The sequence below is a fragment of the Streptomyces megasporus genome (assembly GCF_000718985.1).
Lineage (GTDB): Bacteria > Actinomycetota > Actinomycetes > Streptomycetales > Streptomycetaceae > Streptomyces > Streptomyces megasporus.
Genome location: NZ_JODL01000001.1, coordinates 378,050 through 394,857, shown reverse-complemented (window position 1 = coordinate 394,857; position 16,808 = coordinate 378,050). Strand labels below are relative to the sequence as shown.

Genomic DNA, 16,808 nt, shown 5'->3' with positions numbered 1-16,808 from the left:
GGATCCGCCGTCGGGGTGTCGGTTCCGGACGCGGTGTTGGAAGGCGCAGGAGCGGTGTGCGCGGGAGGTGCCGGTGTTGGCGGTGCCGGAGCGGTTCGTCGGGCGGGACACGCCGGCCGCGCATCCGTCGGCCTGCCACTTCGCCGAAGAACGGGACCGTGTCGTGGCGGGGGAGACGGCGGGCTGAGAAACGGCCTTCGGACCCGGCCGAATCGCCCCGTCCGACACCGGCGCACATGATTCTTTCTGCGCTTATGTCGAGGTTTACGGAAAGCTGTCAAGGGCTTGTCCGGCCTTTTTCCGAGAATGCCTCGGGTAGCATATCAACAGCCAGTGGTCTACACCAGTTTTGCCTCTTGACCCGGGCTCGATCTATTGCGAAAGTCCCCGCATCCGAAAAGCTTTCCAGACGTCCGGGGGTGGGTGCGCGATGGCCGGTGCGCGGCGGACCGAGCCGGCCGGCAGGTCGCCGGGACAACTGATGTGGCGGCGCTTCAAGCGCGACCGCACGGGTGTCGTGTCCGCCTGCGTCGTGGTGTTCTTCTTCGCCGTCGGCCTGCTCGCCCCCGTCATCTCCTGGCTGTACGGAAAGGACCCGTACACCCGTTACGGACAGGAACGCGAGGGGCTTCTCAACGAGTACGGCTATCCCGTCAAGCCGAATGGGGGCATCGACGGGGAATTCTGGTTCGGGCTCGAACCCATCCTCGGCCGCGACGTGCTCACCCAACTCGTGTACGGCATCCGCACCTCGCTGTTCATCGCCGTCGTGGTGACCCTGGCAGCCGTCCTGACGGCCATGGTGCTGGGCGTGCTCGCCGGCTACCTCGGCGGCGTGGTGGACTACGCCATCGGCCGCGTCACCGATTTGCTGATGGCGTTCCCCAACCAGCTCTTCTTCGTGGCCTTCATGCCGATCGTGGTCGCCCTCTTCGTCGACCCCACCGACGAGACCCCCACCTACGTCCGGGTGGTGGCGCTGGTCCTGGTGCTCTGGTTCCTCGGCTGGATGTCCCTGGCCAGAATCCTGCGCGGAGCCACGCTGGCGCTGCGGGAGAGGGAGTTCGTGGAGGCGGCCAAGGTCAGCGGGGCATCACCCTGGCGCATCGTCCGCAAGGAGCTGATGCCCAACCTGGTGACCCCCATCCTGGTGCAGGCGACCTACATGCTCCCGAACTTCGTCACCACGGCCGCCGCGCTCTCCTACCTCGGCGTCGGCATCGTCGAACCCACCCCCGACTGGGGCCGGATGTTCGCCACCGGTGCCGAGGTCTACCAGGACGACATCACCTACATGTTCTTCCCCGGCGGCGCGATGGTCCTGTTCATCGTGGCCTTCAACCTGCTGGGGGACTCGGTCCGGGACGCCTTCGACCCCAGGGCCGCACGTTGATCACGTTCCACCCGCGAGACGGACGAGCAGGGGGCACAGAACGATGAGAAGCCGGCGAATACGCAGAGCACGTCCCGTGGCCGTGACGCTCGCGGTGGGAGCGCTGCTCCTGGGAGGGTGCAGCGCGGGCGGGGGCGGCGCGTCGGACGACCGCGGCGGCGGCGAGCCCGCCGAGCAGCGGTCGCCGATCGAGTTCGCCGACGCCGAGGCGTCGACCGGCCCGGCCGAGGACGTCCCGGGCGCCCGGAAGGGCGGCACCCTGCGGGTCTACCAGCGCGACAGCTACGCCCACCTGGACCCGGCGCAGATCTACGTCCAGGACGAGATGGCCCTCGCCCATCTGATCCACCGCAAGCTCACCCACGTCAAGCTGGACAACGACGGCACCTACTCGGTGGTGGGCGACCTGGCCACCGACAGCGGCCGGCCCTCCGACGACGGGCGCACCTGGACCTACACGCTGAAGGACGACATCAGGTTCGAGGACGGCTCGCCGATCACCTCCAAGGACGTCCGGCACACCTTCGAGCGCCTCTTCGCCCCCTTCATCACCCAGGGGCCCACCTTCGTCCAGCAGTGGATGGCGAACAAGACCGGCGCCGCCTACCGCGAACTGCTGCCCGACGGCCCCTACGAGGGCGACCACCTGCCCGACTCCGTGCTGGAGACCCCGGACGAGAAGACGATCGTCTTCCACTTCTCCGAGCCGCGCAACGACCTGCCCTACGCCCTGGCCATGAGCGGCTACGCCGTGGTCTCCGCCGAGAAGGACACCCGGCAGAAGTACGACAAGGACCCGCTCGCCAGTGGCCCGTACAAGATCGAGTCCTTCCGGTCCGGCAAGTCGATGAAGCTGGTGCGCAACCCCGAGTGGGACCCGAAGACGGACGCCGCCCGCCACCAGTACGTCGACGGGTTCGACATCACCTTCAACCACCAGTACGAGGACTCCACCAAGCGGCTGCTCAACGACAGCGGCGAGGCGCGGACCGCCGTCAGCTTCACCAACGCCGTGGACGCGGGCAGTTACCAGCGGGTGATGCGCGAGGCGAAGGACCGCACCGTCTCCGGCTACCAGTCCTTCGTCGCCCAGTTGGCGATCAACACCGACCGCGTCGAGGACGTCAGGGTGCGGCAGGCCATCGCGTACGCCTTCCCCTCCAAGCCCTACCTGGCCCCGTACGGCGGACCGTCCGGCGGTGAACTGGCCGGTGGCCTGATCAGTCCGCTGCTGCCCGGCTACGAGAAGGACTACGACCCGTTCGGCAAGCTGAAGAAGCCGGGCGGCGACCCCGAGAAGGCCCGCGAACTGCTGGAGAAGGCGGGCAAGGTGGGGATGAAGCTCACCTACGCCTACCGGAACAGCAACGAGGAGCAGAAGGCGTCCATCGCGGTCGCGGACGCGCTGGAGAAGGCCGGCTTCGACGTCCAGCGCAAGGAACTGCCCACGGACACCTACTACGACCTCATCGGCGACGTCGACAACGGATACGACATCTACGTCAACAACTGGGGCCACGACTGGTCCAGCATCTCCACCGTGATCCCGCCGCTGTACGACGGCCGGGAGATCCAGGACGGCGGGTCCAACTACGCGCACGTCGACGACCCCGAGATCAACTCCAGGATCGACGAGGTCCGCGGCATCGCGGACCCGGAGAAGTCGGCGAAGGAGTGGTTCGAGCTGGGCAAGTACATCCTGGAGGAGGTCACCCCGGCCGTCCCGATCTTCTACTACAAGCACACCCAGATCGCCGGTTCCAAGGTCGGCGGGCTGGTCTACAACAACGACATGAGCAACCTCGACGTGACCAAGCTCTACCTCAAGCAGTAGTCGCGTCCCACCGCGGGGCGTGCCGGGACACACGGACCGGACACGCCCCGCCTCCCCCCGCGGCCGTGCGCCGCGCCGCGTCGCCTCCCTGCCTCCCCGCGTGAGGGCCACCCGACCATGCTGCGCTTCCTGATGCGCCGGACACTCGGCGCCGTCGTCATCCTGCTGATCATCAGCGCCTGCACGTTCTTCCTCTTCTACGCCATCCCGCGCGACCCGGCGCTGCTCCACTGCGGAAAGACCTGCGACCCCGAGTCGCTGGAGATCATCCGCAGGAACCTGGGCCTCGACAAGCCGCTGACGGAGCAGTACTGGGCGTACATGGCGGGCATCTTCACCGGCCGAGACTTCGCCGTGGGGCCCTGTCCGGCGCCGTGCTTCGGCTACTCGTTCGCGAGCAACGAGCCGGTCTGGGGCACCATCCTCGACCGTCTCCCCACCACCGTCTCGCTCGCCCTGGGCGGCGCCGTGGTCTTCCTCCTCCTCGGTCTGGGCGCCGGGATGCTCGCCGCGTGGAGGCGCGGCGGGTTCGTCGACAAGTTCCTCAGCTCGGTGTCGCTGGTCCTCAGCTCGCTGCAGATCTACTTCGTCGGCCCGCTGGCCATCGCCCTGCTGGTCTACCAGTTGGACCTGTTCCGGCAGCCCGAGTACGTGCCGATCACCTCCAGCCCGGTCGACTGGTTCGCCGGACTGCTCATCCCCTGGGTCGTGCTGTCGCTGATCTTCACCGCCCAGTACACCCGCATGTCGCGCTCCACGCTGATCGAGCAGCTCGGCGAGGACCATGTGCGCGCGGCCAGGGCCAAGGGGCTGAGCGGCCGCACGGTGTTCTTCCGCTACGCCTGGCGGGGCTCGCTCATCCCCATCGTGACCATCTTCGGCATCGACCTCGGAGCGCTGTTCGGCGGGGCGATGGTCACCGAGTTCACCTTCACCCTGCCCGGGCTCGGACGGCTGGCCGTGGACTCGGTGCTCGACACCGACCTGCCCATGCTGATGGGCGTGATGCTGTTCGCCGCCACCATGATCGTCCTCTTCAACATCCTGGTGGACGCGGTGTACGCGCTCATCGACCCCCGCGTACGACTGTCCTAGGAGGAGTTCGACCGGTGAGCACCTGGACCGAGACCGCGGGCTTCGAGGCCCCGCCCGACGGGGACGCCTTCCTGTCCGTGCGGGACCTGCGCGTCCGCTTCTCCACCGAGGACGGCACCGTCCACGCGGTCGACGGGATCTCCTTCGACCTCGCCCGCGGCCGGACCCTCGGCATCGTCGGCGAGTCCGGCTCGGGCAAGTCGGTCACGGGCCTGTCCGTCCTGGGACTCCACGACCCGCGCACCACCGAGGTCACCGGGCGCGTCCTGCTGGACGGGCAGGAGGTGATCGGCGCCCGGGAGAAGACGCTGGAGAGGCTGCGCGGCGACACGGTGGCCATGGTCTTCCAGGACTCGCTGACCGCGCTCTCGCCCTACCACACCGTGGGGGAGCAGATCGCCGAGCCGTACCGCAAGCACAAGGGCGCCTCCCGGCGCGAGGCCCGACGCCGGGCGATCGAGATGCTCGACCGGGTCGGCATCCCCAACCCCCGGCTGCGGGTCGACGACCACCCCCACCAGTTCTCCGGCGGCATGCGCCAGCGGGCGATGATCGCGATGGCGCTCGTCTGCGACCCCGACCTGCTGATCGCGGACGAACCCACCACCGCGCTCGACGTGACCGTGCAGGCGCAGATCCTCGACCTCCTGAAGGACCTCCAGCAGGAGTTCGGCTCGGCCATCGTCCTCATCACCCACGACCTCGGGGTGGTCGCCGAGACCGCCGACGACGTGCTGGTGATGTACGCGGGACGGGTGGTCGAGCGCGGCCCCGCCGCCGAGGTGCTGCGCTCCCCCCGACACCCCTACACCCGGGGGCTGCTGGGCTCCGTGCCGCGACTGGACGGCGACGTCGAGGAGGACCTGGTGCCCATTCCCGGTTTCCCGCCGAACCTGCTCGACCCGCCGACGGGCTGCGCCTTCCACCCGCGGTGCGCCTTCGTCGGGGAGGTCGGCGGAACGCGCTGCGTCGACGAGCGGCCCACGCCGCCCGCCGGGCGCGGCGCCGCCTGCCACCTCACGGCGGACCGGCGGCGCGTCCTCTTCGCCGAACAGACCGACGAGCAAGCCGCCGAGCAAGCCGCCGAACAGACCGAGCCCCGACCGAGGTGAGGCAGTCCATGACCGTGGAGACCGGAGCCGGCCCGCGTCCCGCCGCGTCCCGCGAGGGCGGCGAACCGTTGCTGACCGCCGAGGGGTTGACCAAGCACTTCCCGATCAAGGGCGGCTTCCTCTTCGGGCGGCGGGTCGGCACCGTCCGGGCGGTCGACGGGATCGACCTCACCGTGCACGAGGGCGAGAGCCTCGGCCTCGTCGGGGAGTCGGGCTGTGGGAAGTCCACCACCGGACGGCTCCTCGCCCGGTTGCTGGAGCCCTCCGGCGGCCGGATCACCTACCGGGGCCGGGACATCACCCACGCCTCCCGCACACAACTGGCGCCGATCCGGACCGAGATCCAGATGATCTTCCAGGATCCGTACTCGTCGCTGAACCCCCGCCAGACGGTCGGCACGATCATCGGCGGGCCCATGGAGATCAACGGGATCGACCCGCCCGGAGGCCGCGAGCGGCGCGTGCGGGAACTGCTGGAGACCGTGGGCCTGGGCGCGGAGCACTACAACCGCTTCCCGCACGAGTTCTCCGGCGGCCAGCGGCAGCGCATCGGGATCGCCCGGGCCCTGGCCCTCGACCCGAAGCTGATCGTGGCCGACGAACCGGTCTCGGCCCTGGACGTCTCCATCCAGGCGCAGGTCGTCAACCTCCTGCGGCGGGTGCGGCGCGAGATGGGCATCGCGTTCGTCTTCATCGCCCACGACCTGGCGGTCGTCAGGCACTTCTCCCAGCGCGTCGCGGTCATGTACCTCGGCAGGATCGTGGAGACGGGCGACCGCGACTCCATCTACGCCAACCCGCGCCACCCGTACACCCACGCCCTGCTCTCCGCGGTGCCCCGCGTCCGCCCGGAGGACGGCGGGCGGACGCGCATCCGCCTGACCGGCGACGTGCCCTCCCCGGTCGACCCGCCGTCGGGCTGCCGCTTCCGCACGCGCTGCTGGAAGGCCCAGGAGGTGTGCGCCGAGCGGGAACCGCCGCTGGCGCGGCTCGACGGGAACCGCGAGGGGCACCTGACGGCGTGCCACTTCCCGGAGGACGGGCCGCCCGGGCCGCCCCGGCCGCCCGGGGGAGACGGCGGGGACGGCGGGGACGGGGCCGGACGCGTGAAGCGGGCCGAATCCGACTGAGCCCCGGACACCGAACGTCAGGCACCGGGCACCGGACGCCGGGGAGGGCGCGGGCAGCCGTCCGGACGGCTGCCCGCGCGGCTTCTCAGGCCACGCCCAAGGCCCGCTTGAGGAACGCCACCTGGAGCAGCAGCAGGTTCTCCGCCACCTGCTCCTGCGGGGTCATGTGCGTCACCCCGGACAGCGGCAGCACCTCGTGCGGGCGGCCCGCGGCCAGCAGCGCCGAGGACAGCCGCAGGGTGTGGGCGGCCACCACGTTGTCGTCCGCCAGACCGTGGACGATCATCAGCGGCCGGTGCCGGTCGGCGGGCGCGGACAGCCCCTCGTCGGTGACCAGGGAGTTGGCCGCGTACACCTCGGGCCTCTCCTGGGGCAGCCCCAGGTAGCGCTCGGTGTAGTGGGTGTCGTACAGCCGCCAGTCCGTCACGGGCGCGCCCGCCACGGCCGCGTGGAAGACGTCCGGGCGGCGCAGGACGGCCAGCGCCGCCAGGTAGCCGCCGTAGGACCAGCCGCGGATGCCGACCCGTCCCAGGTCGAGCGGGTGGGTCTCGGCGAGCGCGTGCAGCGCCTCCACCTGGTCGTCCAGGGTGACGCCCGCCAGGTCGCCCGCGACCGCCTTCTCCCAGGCGGGGGAGTGGCCGGGGGTGCCGCGACCGTCCGCGACCACCACGGCGAAGCCCTGGTCGGCGAACCACTGCGAGGTCAGGTGCGGGTTGTGGGCGGCCACCACGCGCCGGCCGTGCGGCCCGCCGTAGGGGTCCATCAGGACCGGCAGCACCCCGTCGCCGTCGCGGTAACCGGTGGGCAGCAGCACGGCCGTGGGGATGCGCCGTCCGCCGACCCGCGACAGTCGGGGGCGGGCGGTCAGCACGGGCGTCTCGGCGTGGGACTCGATCACCGCCCGCGACTTCGGGGCGCCCTTGCCGCTCTCGGGCAGGCGCAGCGCCTCCACACGCGCGCCGGGACGGTCCGGGACGGCGGTGGAGAGCACCACCGTGTCCCCGCCGCGGACGGCGGAGGCGACGTGCGGGACGTCCTCGGGGGAGACCCGCTCCCAGCCGCCCTGGTCGCCGCTGCCGCGGAACCAGGCGCGGTAAACGGCGATCTCGCCCACCGGGGCGTCCTCGGGCGCCTCCGGCCCGGCGGAGGCGGAGAACAGCACGTCCTCCGCGCCGATGTCGAGCACCGCCTCCACGTGCAGCGCGGCGGAGGTGAGCGGGCGGTCCCCGACCATCAGGACCCGCGCCCCGCCCTCGTCCGCGATCCGCACCAGACGCCCGTCGGGCGTCCACGCCGGCACGCCGTGGAACAGCTCCAGCCACGCCGGGTCCTCGTCCGCGTGGAGCGGCGCGGTGCGGCCGGTGGCGGTGTCCACGGTCAGATGGAGCTGGGAGCGCTGGTCGCGGGACTGGACCAGCAGCAGGGGCGGCCCGGCGGCCGACCAGTGGACGCGCGCCAGGTACGGGTAGCGGTCCCGGTCCCAGACCACCTCGGTGCGGCCGGCGCCCGCCCCGTCGGCCCCGTCGGCTCCGTCGGCTCCGGCGTCGAGGTCGATCAGATGGAGCGTCACCTCGGCGTTGGGCGTGCCGGCGGCCGGGTAGGCCACCTCGGCCGGCTCGCTGCCGGGATGGGCCGGGTCGGCGATCCACCAGCGGCGCACGGGCGTGTCGTCCACTCGCGCGGCCAGCAGCCGGGTGCCGTCGGGCGACCACCAGAAACCGCGGGAGCGGTCCATCTCCTCGGCCGCGACGAACTCCGCCAACCCCCAGGTGACACGGCCGCCGCCCGGCGTGTCCTCGGGCTCGGCGAGCGCCCGGTCGGCCCCGCCGTCGACGTCGACCACCCGCAGGGCGCCGTGGACCGTGTAGGCGACACGCCGTCCGTCCGGGGACGGTCGGGGGTCCACCACCGGGGTGGGCGTGGGGATCTCACGCGAGACGGCCGCGCGCAGGTCGGCGGTGAACAGCCGTCCCGACAGGGCGAAGGCCGCCGTCTCCACCGCGGTGTCCGTCGCGTAGCCGACCACCCCGGCCGACCCCTCGCGGCTCCGCTCGCGCCGGGCGCGCTCCTCCGGGGACAGCTCCTCGTCCGCGCCGCCGAGCAGCGCCGCGGGGTCGGCCGCGGCACGCTCCCCGGGACCGTCCGGGGACAGCTCCCTCACCCACAGCAGGTTCGTCCGGTCGGTGCCGCCGCGGGAACGGAGGAAGACGATCCGGGAACCGTCCGGCGCCACGGTGAACGCGCGCGGCGCCCCCAGGGTGAAGCGCTGTGTCCTGGCGTGCTGGCGTGGAAACGACATGACCATGGCCCGAGCGTACGGCGTCCCGCCGCGCCGCCCCTCCCGATCCGCGCCGGGAGCCCTCCGCCGTGGTCGGGCGGCCCTCCCCGAGGCTCCGTCCGTGGCTTGTCCGTGGCTTGTCCGTCACCCGTCCGACGTCCGTTCCCCACCCACTCCGACACCCACTCCAACGCCCGTTCCGGGCCCGTCCCGACCGCCCGTCGCGCGTCGACGTGTCCAAGGTCACACGGGTGTGCGCCCCTCTTCTGCACCCGTGCACCGATCCATGCCGACTCACGGAAAGTTATGATCCGTTGCGCATCGTTCGCGATGGGGTATGTAGCTCCTGACAGACCCCGTCGTACAAACGTCCTGTTCCGTGTCGACCGCACGCTCTTGGAGGTGAACCGCCGTGGCACTCTCGATTTCGGCGGTGGTGCTGCTGGCGATCATCGTCTTCCTGCTGATCAAGAAATCGGGGCTGAAGGCCGGGCACGCCGTGGTCTGCATGCTCCTCGGCTTCTATCTGGCCAGTTCGTCCATCGCTCCCACGATCAGCGAGTTGACCTCCAGCGTCGCGGGCATGATCGGCGGCATCAAGTTCTGACGGCCGCGCGCGGCGTAGGCTCGGCTCCATGACCGAGCTTCCCGCGCGCCGCCTGATGCTGGTCCACGCGCATCCCGACGACGAGTCGATCACCACCGGCGTCACCATGGCGCGGTACGCCGCCGAGGGTGCGCTGGTCACCCTGATCACCTGCACGCTGGGCGAGGAGGGCGAGGTCATCCCGCCCGCGCTGGCGCACCTCGCGGCCGATCAGGAGGACGCCCTGGGGCCCCACCGGATCGGCGAACTGAGGCATGCCATGCGGGAGTTGGGTGTGGCGGACCACCGCTTCCTCGGCGGCCCGGGGCGCTACCGCGACTCGGGGATGTTCGGCACCCCCGCCAACGAGCGCCCCGACTGCTTCTGGCGCGCGGACGTCGACGAGGCCGCCTCCCACCTGGTGGCGGAGATCCGCCAGGTGCGTCCCCAGGTGCTCGTCACCTACGACCCGAACGGCGGGTACGGCCACCCCGACCACATCCAGGCCCACCGGGTGGCGATGCGCGCGGTGGAGCTGGCCGCCGACCCCGCCTACCGCCCGGGACAGGACGGACCGCACCGGGTCGGCTGCGTCTACTGGAACTGCGCGGCCCGTTCGGTGGTCGAGGAGGGGTTCGCCCGGCTGCGCGCCCGCGGCGACGGCCCCTTCCCCGCGTACGCCTCGGTCGAGGACGTGCCGGGCGTGGTGGCGGACGCCGAGGTGGCCGCCGTCATCGAGGGCGACGACACCGAGACGGCGGCCAAGGCGGCGGCCATGCGGGCCCACGCCACCCAGATCGTGGTGGCCGACTCCTCGACGGGGCCGCCCGAGTCCTTCGCCCTCTCCAACGGGCTGAGCCAGCCGCTGCTGCGCACCGAGCACTTCCGACGGGCCGACGGCGCCGTCCCGGCCGAACCGCTGCGCGACCTCTTCGCGTTCGCGGAGGTGGCGGGAGGCCCCCGGTGAGCGGGCGGACGGGACGGATCGTCGCGTACGCCGTGCTGGCGGTGCTCGGTGCGGTGGTGGCCCTGGCGGGCGCGCTCGTCCAGGCCGGCTGGTTCCCACTGGGGTTGCTGCTGGCCCTCGGCGGGACCGTGGCGCTGTTCATCGGCGGCGCGCGGCTCACCCGCACGAGGGCGGGCGCGGCGGCACCGGCGGGCGGATGGGCGCTGATGACACTGCTGTTGACGCCCGCGCGCCCCGAGGGGGACTTCCTCTTCGGCACGGCCGTGGGCAACTACGTCTTCCTGCTGGGCGGCATGTTCGCCGCTGTGATCTGCGCCACGTTCGTACCGTCCGAACACCTGTCCCAGGGTGGACGCGTCGATGTGGTGAAGCGGTTGTGAAGCGGTCGGCGGTGACCGGTCGGCGGTCGACAACAGGCCCGGACATGGCCCAGAATCCGCCGGGTGGTACGCCGGTATGACCCCGCCACGGGCCGCGTCGGGATGGTGATTCGGCACTCCCGGGGCCCGTGGCCGCGGCCCCCAGTAAGGTGGTGCGCGCCGGCGAGCCGCTCGTACGAGCCCATCGGAACCATGGCGGGCGGCGAATCCAACCGGGAGATCCTGCTTTGAGTCGTGAAACTGACAGTCCGTCCTCCGGCCCTCAGGCGCGGGGCGGCACCGCGTACCCGACGGGGACCGAGCCGTACGGCACACCGGCCGACGGCGTGTCGGGCGACCCCGCCGAGCGGGGCGTCGCGCAGCCGGGCGAGCCGAAGACAGAGACCACACTGACCACCCGCGTCCGGATCAACATCCCGGGTTCCCGGCCCATCCCCCCGGTCGTCGTGCGCAAGCCCGTCGGCGAGGACGCCACCGGCTCCGGGGAGAAGACGACGGGAGCCGGCGGCGCGGCGGCACCCGCCGCGAAGGCCCCGACCCCGACCCCGAACCCGAACCCGACCCCGAACCCGGCCCCGGGCGGTGCGAACGCCGCGGGCACGGGCGCGGGTCCGTCCGGATCGAGCGAGTCCGCCAACGGTTCCGGCGGCCGGCCGACCAGTTCCTGGTTCGCCCCGCGCAAGCCCCCGACGAGCGGCTCCTCCGGCACCCCGGCCTCCGGCACCCCGGCCTCCGGCACCCCGGTCGGGCCGCCGAGGCAGCGCACCGACACCCCGCCGCAGGGCTCGCCCATCAGCGCCCTGGCGGGCACCTCCCCGCTCGCCGCCGACGCCCCGGCCCGGAACGCGAACGGCACCCCTCCGGGACCGGGACACACCCCGCCGCAGGGCACCCCCGCCGTGGGCGTCCCCGGCGGCCCCACCACCGGGCCGGCCACCGGCGACATGCCGCTGCTGCCGCCCGGCTTCCGGCACCCCGGAAGCGCGCCGTCGCGGTCCGCGGAGACGTCCTTCCCGGCGGAGAGCGGTTCGCGGCCCACCGTGCCCGGGCCGGCAGGCGCGTCCGAGCCCCCGCGGACGGGCGGGCCGGCGTCCGACCTCGCCGGTCCGACCCGGACCGGCGACCGGGTCTCCGGCGACACCCTGGTCAGCGGCATCCCGCGGGTGCCGGCGGCCGACGACGACGGCCGGGCCGCCTCGTCCGCCGGAAGCGCCGGCGCCCCGGTGCCCCCGCCCGCGCAGGCCTCCGCCAAGCGGGGCCGCTCCAAGCTGGTCCTGGTCGGGGTCGCCGCCTTCGGGGTGCTCGGCGTCGCCTACGGCGCCGGGCTGCTGCTCGACCACGCCGACGTGCCCAACGGCACCACCGTGCTCGGCGTGGAGATCGGCGGCACCGACAAGCGGCAGGCGGTGGACAAGCTGGACGCCGTCCTCGGCGAGCGCGCGGGCAAGCCGCTGGTCCTCGACGTCGAGGGCGAGGAGAAGACGCTCAAGCCCAGCGTCGCCGGCCTGGCGCTCGACACCGAGACCACCGTGCGCAACGCCTCCGGTCGGGACTACAACCCCATCTCCGTCATCGGCTCGCTCCTGGGCGGCGCCCGCCACGCCGAACCGGTCTTCGTCGTCGACGAGGAGAAGCTCACCGCCGCGTTGAAGGACCTGTCCGCCGGGGTCTCGAACGGCGAGGCACAGGACGGCATGGTGAAGTTCGTCAACGGCGAGGCCGTCGGCGTCCCCGGCAAGCCGCACAAGAAGGTCGACCTCGCCAAGGGCGCCGACCTGGTGGAGGACGCCTACCGCGAACAGGTCGCCACGGGCGGGAAGGAGGCCGTCGCCCTGCCGGTCTCCCTCCAGCAGCCCGAGGTGGACCAGCAGGAGATCGACCGGGCGATCCGGGAGTTCGGCGAACCGGCGATGTCCGGGATGGTCACGGTCAAGGCCGGCGACAGGTCGATCCCGTTCAGCCCCACCGGGTCGCTGCCGAAGTTCCTGTCGATGAAGCCGGTGAACGGCAAGCTCGTGGACACCTACGACCTGAAGGTGCTCGAGGAGCTGTACGGCAGCACCTTCGACGGCGTCCTGATCACCCGTGGCAACGGGAGCAAGACCCCGGTCACCCCCCAGGACGTCGCGGGAGCGCTGCGCGAGGCGCTCCGGGAGACCGACCCCGCCAAACGGATCGGCGTCATCGAACTCGACCCGCAGTAACGGCCCTTGGGGACGGTCCCGGACGAGCGGCCCCGGCCCGGCACTTCCGACCCGGCGCTCTCGATCCGGTACTCCCGATCCGGCAGTCCGGGCCCCACACCGTCACCGGCGGCCCGCAACCGGCTAGTTGAGCCGGGCGCGGGCCGCTCGTGCCTGACGGCGGATGGCGTCGGCGGCGCTGGGCTCCATCGCGGCGACCGTGTCGGCGTACCGCTCCATCTCCCGGGCGCCGCCGACGAAGTCACCCCGCTCGACCAGCAGCCGCGCCCGCTCGTAGCGCAGCCGGGCCGGATGGTGCGGCAGCAGGAGCGACAGCTCCACCGCCCACAGTTGGACGTCGGTGTGCTCGGGACGGGCCGCCGCCCAGGCGCGGATGTTGTTCAACACGCGCAGCACGATCTCCAGCGGACCGGCGGGCTGGAGCATCGCCTCCGACAGGGCCGTGCCCGTGGAGCTCGCCACCAGCAGCTCCACGTCCCGCTCGTCCAGCAGCCGTCCGCCCGCGAAGGGATCGACGACGACGTGCTCGCCCGCCGGCTCCCCGAGACCCACGACGAAGTGCCCCGGCAGCGCGAGCCCGTAGACCGGCGCACCCGCCCGGCGCGCGACCTCCATCCACACCACCGACAGCAGGATCGGCAGGCCGCGCCGGCGCTTCAGCACCTCGCCGAGCAGCGAGGACTCCAGCCTGCGGTAGTCGTCGGCGGTGCCGCGGAAGCCGTGCTTCTCGCCGAGGAGGACGGCGAGGGCACGCGCCCAGTCGCGCGGGTCGCGCGCGGGTTCGTACGGCAGCAGCCCGGTGAGCCGGTCCAGCTCGATCTGCGCGGCGTCGATGCCCTCCTCACCCGACGCGGGGTCGGCCTCGGCGCCGATGAGGAGGCACAGCAGGGCCAGGTCGGGCCGCTCGGCCCGCGCGGCCTCCGCGAAGCGCTCCCGCACCGTGCGGCCGTCCCCGCCCTGTGCGGTGTCCCGGTTGTCATCGCTGTCCATGTGCCCTCCGTACCCGGGCTTCCGCGCCCACACTTCTCACGTTCGCGCTCGGTCGCGCGGAGCCCGGCGGTAGTGGTAACCGTGGTGGTCGACGAAACCCAGCCGGTCGTACAGAGCCAGGGCGTCCGTGTTCCCCGACTCGACCTGGAGGTACGCCGCCGAGGCGCCCTCCGCCAGCGCGGCGCGGGCCAGCTCCGCCATCACCGCCGTCGCCAACCCCTCGCGCCGCCGCTCGGGGGAGACCTCGACGGCGGCGAACCCCGCCCACCGGCCGTCCACCACGCACCGGCCGATGGCGGCCGGCGCGGCGCTCCCACCGTCCGCGCCCCCGTCCCCGCCGTCCCCGTCCCCGGGCACGGTGGCGAACCACACCGACGGGCCGCCGGCCAGCACCTTCAGGGCGTCCTCGGACGATCCCGCCGAGGAGCCGCGGCGGTAGGCGTCCAGCCAGACCTCGTCCGGCCGTCGCGACAGCCGCACCCGCGGATCGGGCTCCCGGTCGGCCAGCGGCGCGAGCGCGGCCGTGCGGAGGACGGTGAACCGCTCGGCCGTCCACCCGCGCCGCTCCAGCTCGGCGGCGAGCATCTCGTCGGTGTCGGCGCCGCCTGTGGCGACCTGCACCAGGGCGGGCAGCCCGCGTTCGCCGTACCAGTGGACGACCCTCTCCAGGGCCGTGTCCGGCGCCACGCCGGGGTCGCCCAGCGGCAGGACCGAGTTGGCGCGCCCGGTGAAGCCGCCGGACGCGCGGAGCGTCCACTCGCCCAGTCGGGCCGTCTCCACCGCGGGCCACCCCCGCGCCGCCACCTCCCGCAGCTCCCGCGTGGTCGCGGCCGGGCCCCTGCGCCTGGCGGGCGCGGCGGGCACGACCTTCCCGGCGACCAGGGCGGACTCCTCCAGCCGTACGCTCTGGCCACCGCGCCGCGTGATCGAGAGCACACCGTCCGTCCACGATGTGAGAACGCCGACCGTGTCGGTGAAGGTCGGCCCCGTGCCGCCGGAACCGGTCAGACTGCGCACCGAGACACGTTTGCCCACGTCATCGGCGCTGATGCGAAGTTCGAGTCGTCCGCCCATGGTGAACTCCACGGCCCTTGCCACCCCTCCTGTTCGTCTCCTGCCCGAGAACGGAGATACTAGGGGCGGGCATCGACGACGCCGCGCTCCCGCGCGCTTTCGCGGACCAGCCACAACCGGACCGGCTGCCGCGCCCTACCGAGGAGGAACGACAGCGTGACCTACGTCATCGCGCAGCCTTGTGTCGATCTGAAGGACAAGGCATGTATCGAGGAGTGCCCCGTCGACTGCATCTACGAGGGCCGGCGGTCCTTGTACATCCACCCGGACGAATGCGTCGACTGCGGGGCCTGTGAGCCGGTCTGCCCGGTCGAGGCGATCTTCTACGAGGACGACGTCCCCGAGGAGTGGAAGGACTACTACAAGGCCAACGTCGAGTTCTTCGACGAGCTGGGCTCGCCCGGCGGGGCCAGCAAGCTCGGCCTGATCGAGCGCGACCACCCGTTCGTCGCCGCGCTCCCGCCGCAGGAACACGACGAGTGATCCGACGGCGGCCCCAGAGCTGACCCCGGTCCCGCACGGCTCCGCGCCGTGCGGGACCGGGTTTTTTCCCGGAAAGAGAGCGAAGACACGTGCCACCCCTGTCCTCCCGTCTGCCGGTCTTCCCGTGGGACCGGCTGGAGCCGTACAAGAAGACGGCGGCCGCGCACCCGGACGGCCTCGTGGACCTCTCCGTGGGGACCCCGGTCGACCCGGTGCCGGACGTGATCAAGAAGGCGCTCGCCGCCGCCGGCGACAGCCCCGGCTACCCCACGGTGTGGGGCACCACCGAGCTGCGGGACGCGATCGTCGGCTGGAGCGAGCGACGGCTGGGCGCGCGCGGCCTGGCCCACACCCACGTCCTGCCGATCGTCGGTTCCAAGGAACTGGTGGCGTGGCTGCCGATCCAGCTCGGCATCGGCGCCGGGGACAAGGTGGCCTTTCCGCGGCTGGCGTACCCGACGTACGAGGTGGGGGCGCGGCTGGCGGGCGCCGAGCCGGTCGTCTACGACTCACCGCGCGAGGTGGACCCCGAGGGCCTGCGGCTGCTGTGGCTGAACTCCCCCTCCAACCCCACCGGCCGGGTGCTGCCGAAGGAGGAGCTGAAGGCCACCGTCGAGTGGGCCCGCGAACACGGGGTGCTGGTCTTCAGCGATGAGTGCTACCTGGAGCTGGGCTGGGATGCCGAGCCGGTCTCGGTCCTCCACCCGGACGTCTGCGGCGGCGTCCACGAGGGCATCGTCGCCGTCCACTCGCTCTCCAAGCGCTCCAACCTGGCCGGCTACCGCGCCGCGTTCCTGGTGGGGGACGAGGGCGTCCTCGCCGAGCTGCTGCGGGTGCGCAAGCACGGCGGGATGATGGTGCCCGCCCCGGTCCAGGCCGCCACGGTGGCGGCGCTCGGCGACGACGCGCACGTGGCCGAGCAGCGCGCGCGCTACGCGGCACGGCGCTCGGCGCTGCGCACCGCGCTGGAGGCGAGCGGCTTCCGCATCGAGCACAGCGAGGCGTCGCTGTACCTGTGGGCGACGCGGGACGAGCCCTGCTGGGACACGGTGGAGGAGCTGTCCCGGCGCGGTGTGCTGGTGGCGCCCGGCGACTTCTACGGACCGGCGGGGGAGCGGTTCGTACGGGTCGCCTTCACCGCGACGGACGAGCGGATCGGGGAGGCCGTGCGGCGTCTCACCGCGTGAGCCGTTCCGCAGGCGACCGGTGCGCGAGGCCGGTGCGTGAAGGGGCCCGGGGACCGTACGGTCCCCGGGCCCCTTCACAGCGGAAAGAGGAACGC

The 16,808-nt window shown here is 72.6% G+C and carries 14 protein-coding genes and 1 pseudogene; 12 read left to right on the top strand and 3 right to left on the bottom strand.

Features of this window, described 5'->3' with window-relative positions; translation table 11 throughout:
* The 6 genes and pseudogenes from IF47_RS31340 to IF47_RS0101735 all read left to right on the top strand — a co-directional run.
* Positions 1-187: pseudogene (locus IF47_RS31340) on the top strand (peptide ABC transporter ATP-binding protein); the annotation flags it as partial.
* 243 nt (positions 188-430) lie between these two features.
* Positions 431-1,393 carry an ABC transporter permease gene (locus IF47_RS0101755; protein ID WP_245640950.1) on the top strand — a complete coding sequence of 321 codons (963 nt, stop codon included), beginning with the start codon at positions 431-433 and terminating at the stop codon, positions 1,391-1,393.
* A gap of 43 nt (positions 1,394-1,436) precedes the next feature.
* Positions 1,437-3,227 carry an ABC transporter substrate-binding protein gene (locus IF47_RS0101750; protein WP_051716789.1) on the top strand — a complete coding sequence of 597 codons (1,791 nt, stop codon included), beginning with the start codon at positions 1,437-1,439 and terminating at the stop codon, positions 3,225-3,227.
* Between the two features lie 117 nt (positions 3,228-3,344).
* Entirely contained in the window at positions 3,345-4,322 is a 978-nt protein-coding gene (locus IF47_RS0101745) for an ABC transporter permease (protein WP_031506110.1), read from the top strand.
* Between the two features lie 14 nt (positions 4,323-4,336).
* Positions 4,337-5,434 (top strand): ABC transporter ATP-binding protein, encoded by a 1,098-nt coding sequence (locus IF47_RS0101740; RefSeq protein ID WP_051716786.1) that lies wholly within the window; start codon positions 4,337-4,339, stop codon positions 5,432-5,434.
* Positions 5,435-5,442: 8 nt separating this feature from the next.
* Complete coding sequence (locus IF47_RS0101735; protein ID WP_078591484.1) at positions 5,443-6,564, top strand: ABC transporter ATP-binding protein; 1,122 nt, start codon at positions 5,443-5,445, stop codon at positions 6,562-6,564.
* Positions 6,565-6,649: 85 nt separating this feature from the next.
* On the opposite strand, the gene IF47_RS0101730 is transcribed toward IF47_RS0101735, so the two are convergent.
* Positions 6,650-8,863 (bottom strand): S9 family peptidase, encoded by a 2,214-nt coding sequence (locus IF47_RS0101730; protein ID WP_245640949.1) that lies wholly within the window; start codon positions 8,861-8,863, stop codon positions 6,650-6,652.
* 391 nt (positions 8,864-9,254) lie between these two features.
* On the opposite strand from IF47_RS0101730, the gene IF47_RS0101725 reads away from it, so the two are divergent.
* The 4 genes from IF47_RS0101725 to IF47_RS0101710 all read left to right on the top strand — a co-directional run bounded on the left by IF47_RS0101725 (position 9,255) and on the right by IF47_RS0101710 (position 12,979).
* Complete coding sequence (locus IF47_RS0101725; RefSeq protein WP_031506105.1) at positions 9,255-9,449, top strand: hypothetical protein; 195 nt, start codon at positions 9,255-9,257, stop codon at positions 9,447-9,449.
* Between the two features lie 28 nt (positions 9,450-9,477).
* Positions 9,478-10,395 (top strand): N-acetyl-1-D-myo-inositol-2-amino-2-deoxy-alpha-D-glucopyranoside deacetylase, encoded by a 918-nt coding sequence (gene mshB, locus IF47_RS0101720; protein ID WP_031506104.1) that lies wholly within the window; start codon positions 9,478-9,480, stop codon positions 10,393-10,395.
* On the top strand, positions 10,392-10,775 hold the full coding sequence (locus tag IF47_RS0101715; RefSeq protein WP_051716785.1) for a DUF6113 family protein: 384 nt from the start codon (positions 10,392-10,394) through the stop codon (positions 10,773-10,775). Before mshB ends, IF47_RS0101715 begins: the two co-directional genes overlap by 4 nt.
* Before the next feature lie 227 nt (positions 10,776-11,002).
* Positions 11,003-12,979 carry a peptidoglycan binding domain-containing protein gene (locus IF47_RS0101710; RefSeq protein WP_031506102.1) on the top strand — a complete coding sequence of 659 codons (1,977 nt, stop codon included), beginning with the start codon at positions 11,003-11,005 and terminating at the stop codon, positions 12,977-12,979.
* A gap of 123 nt (positions 12,980-13,102) precedes the next feature.
* On the opposite strand, the gene IF47_RS0101705 is transcribed toward IF47_RS0101710, so the two are convergent.
* Both IF47_RS0101705 and IF47_RS0101700 read right to left on the bottom strand, forming a co-directional pair.
* The gene (locus IF47_RS0101705; protein WP_051716780.1) at positions 13,103-13,969 is read right to left on the bottom strand and encodes a transglutaminase family protein; all 867 of its coding nucleotides are present in this window, start codon (positions 13,967-13,969) and stop codon (positions 13,103-13,105) included.
* Between the two features lie 36 nt (positions 13,970-14,005).
* A complete protein-coding gene (locus IF47_RS0101700; RefSeq protein WP_031506099.1) occupies positions 14,006-15,055 on the bottom strand; it encodes a GNAT family N-acetyltransferase in 1,050 nt (349 codons plus the stop codon).
* A 144-nt stretch (positions 15,056-15,199) separates the two neighbouring features.
* Here IF47_RS0101700 and fdxA point away from each other — a divergent pair, with 144 nt between their 5' ends.
* Together fdxA and dapC are read left to right on the top strand one after the other, a co-directional pair.
* A complete protein-coding gene (gene fdxA / locus IF47_RS0101695; protein WP_031506098.1) occupies positions 15,200-15,526 on the top strand; it encodes a ferredoxin in 327 nt (108 codons plus the stop codon).
* Between the two features lie 89 nt (positions 15,527-15,615).
* Positions 15,616-16,713: a succinyldiaminopimelate transaminase gene (gene dapC / locus IF47_RS0101690; protein WP_031506097.1), complete on the top strand. Its 1,098-nt coding sequence runs from the start codon at positions 15,616-15,618 to the stop codon at positions 16,711-16,713.
* Positions 16,714-16,808: the final 95 nt, after the last annotated feature.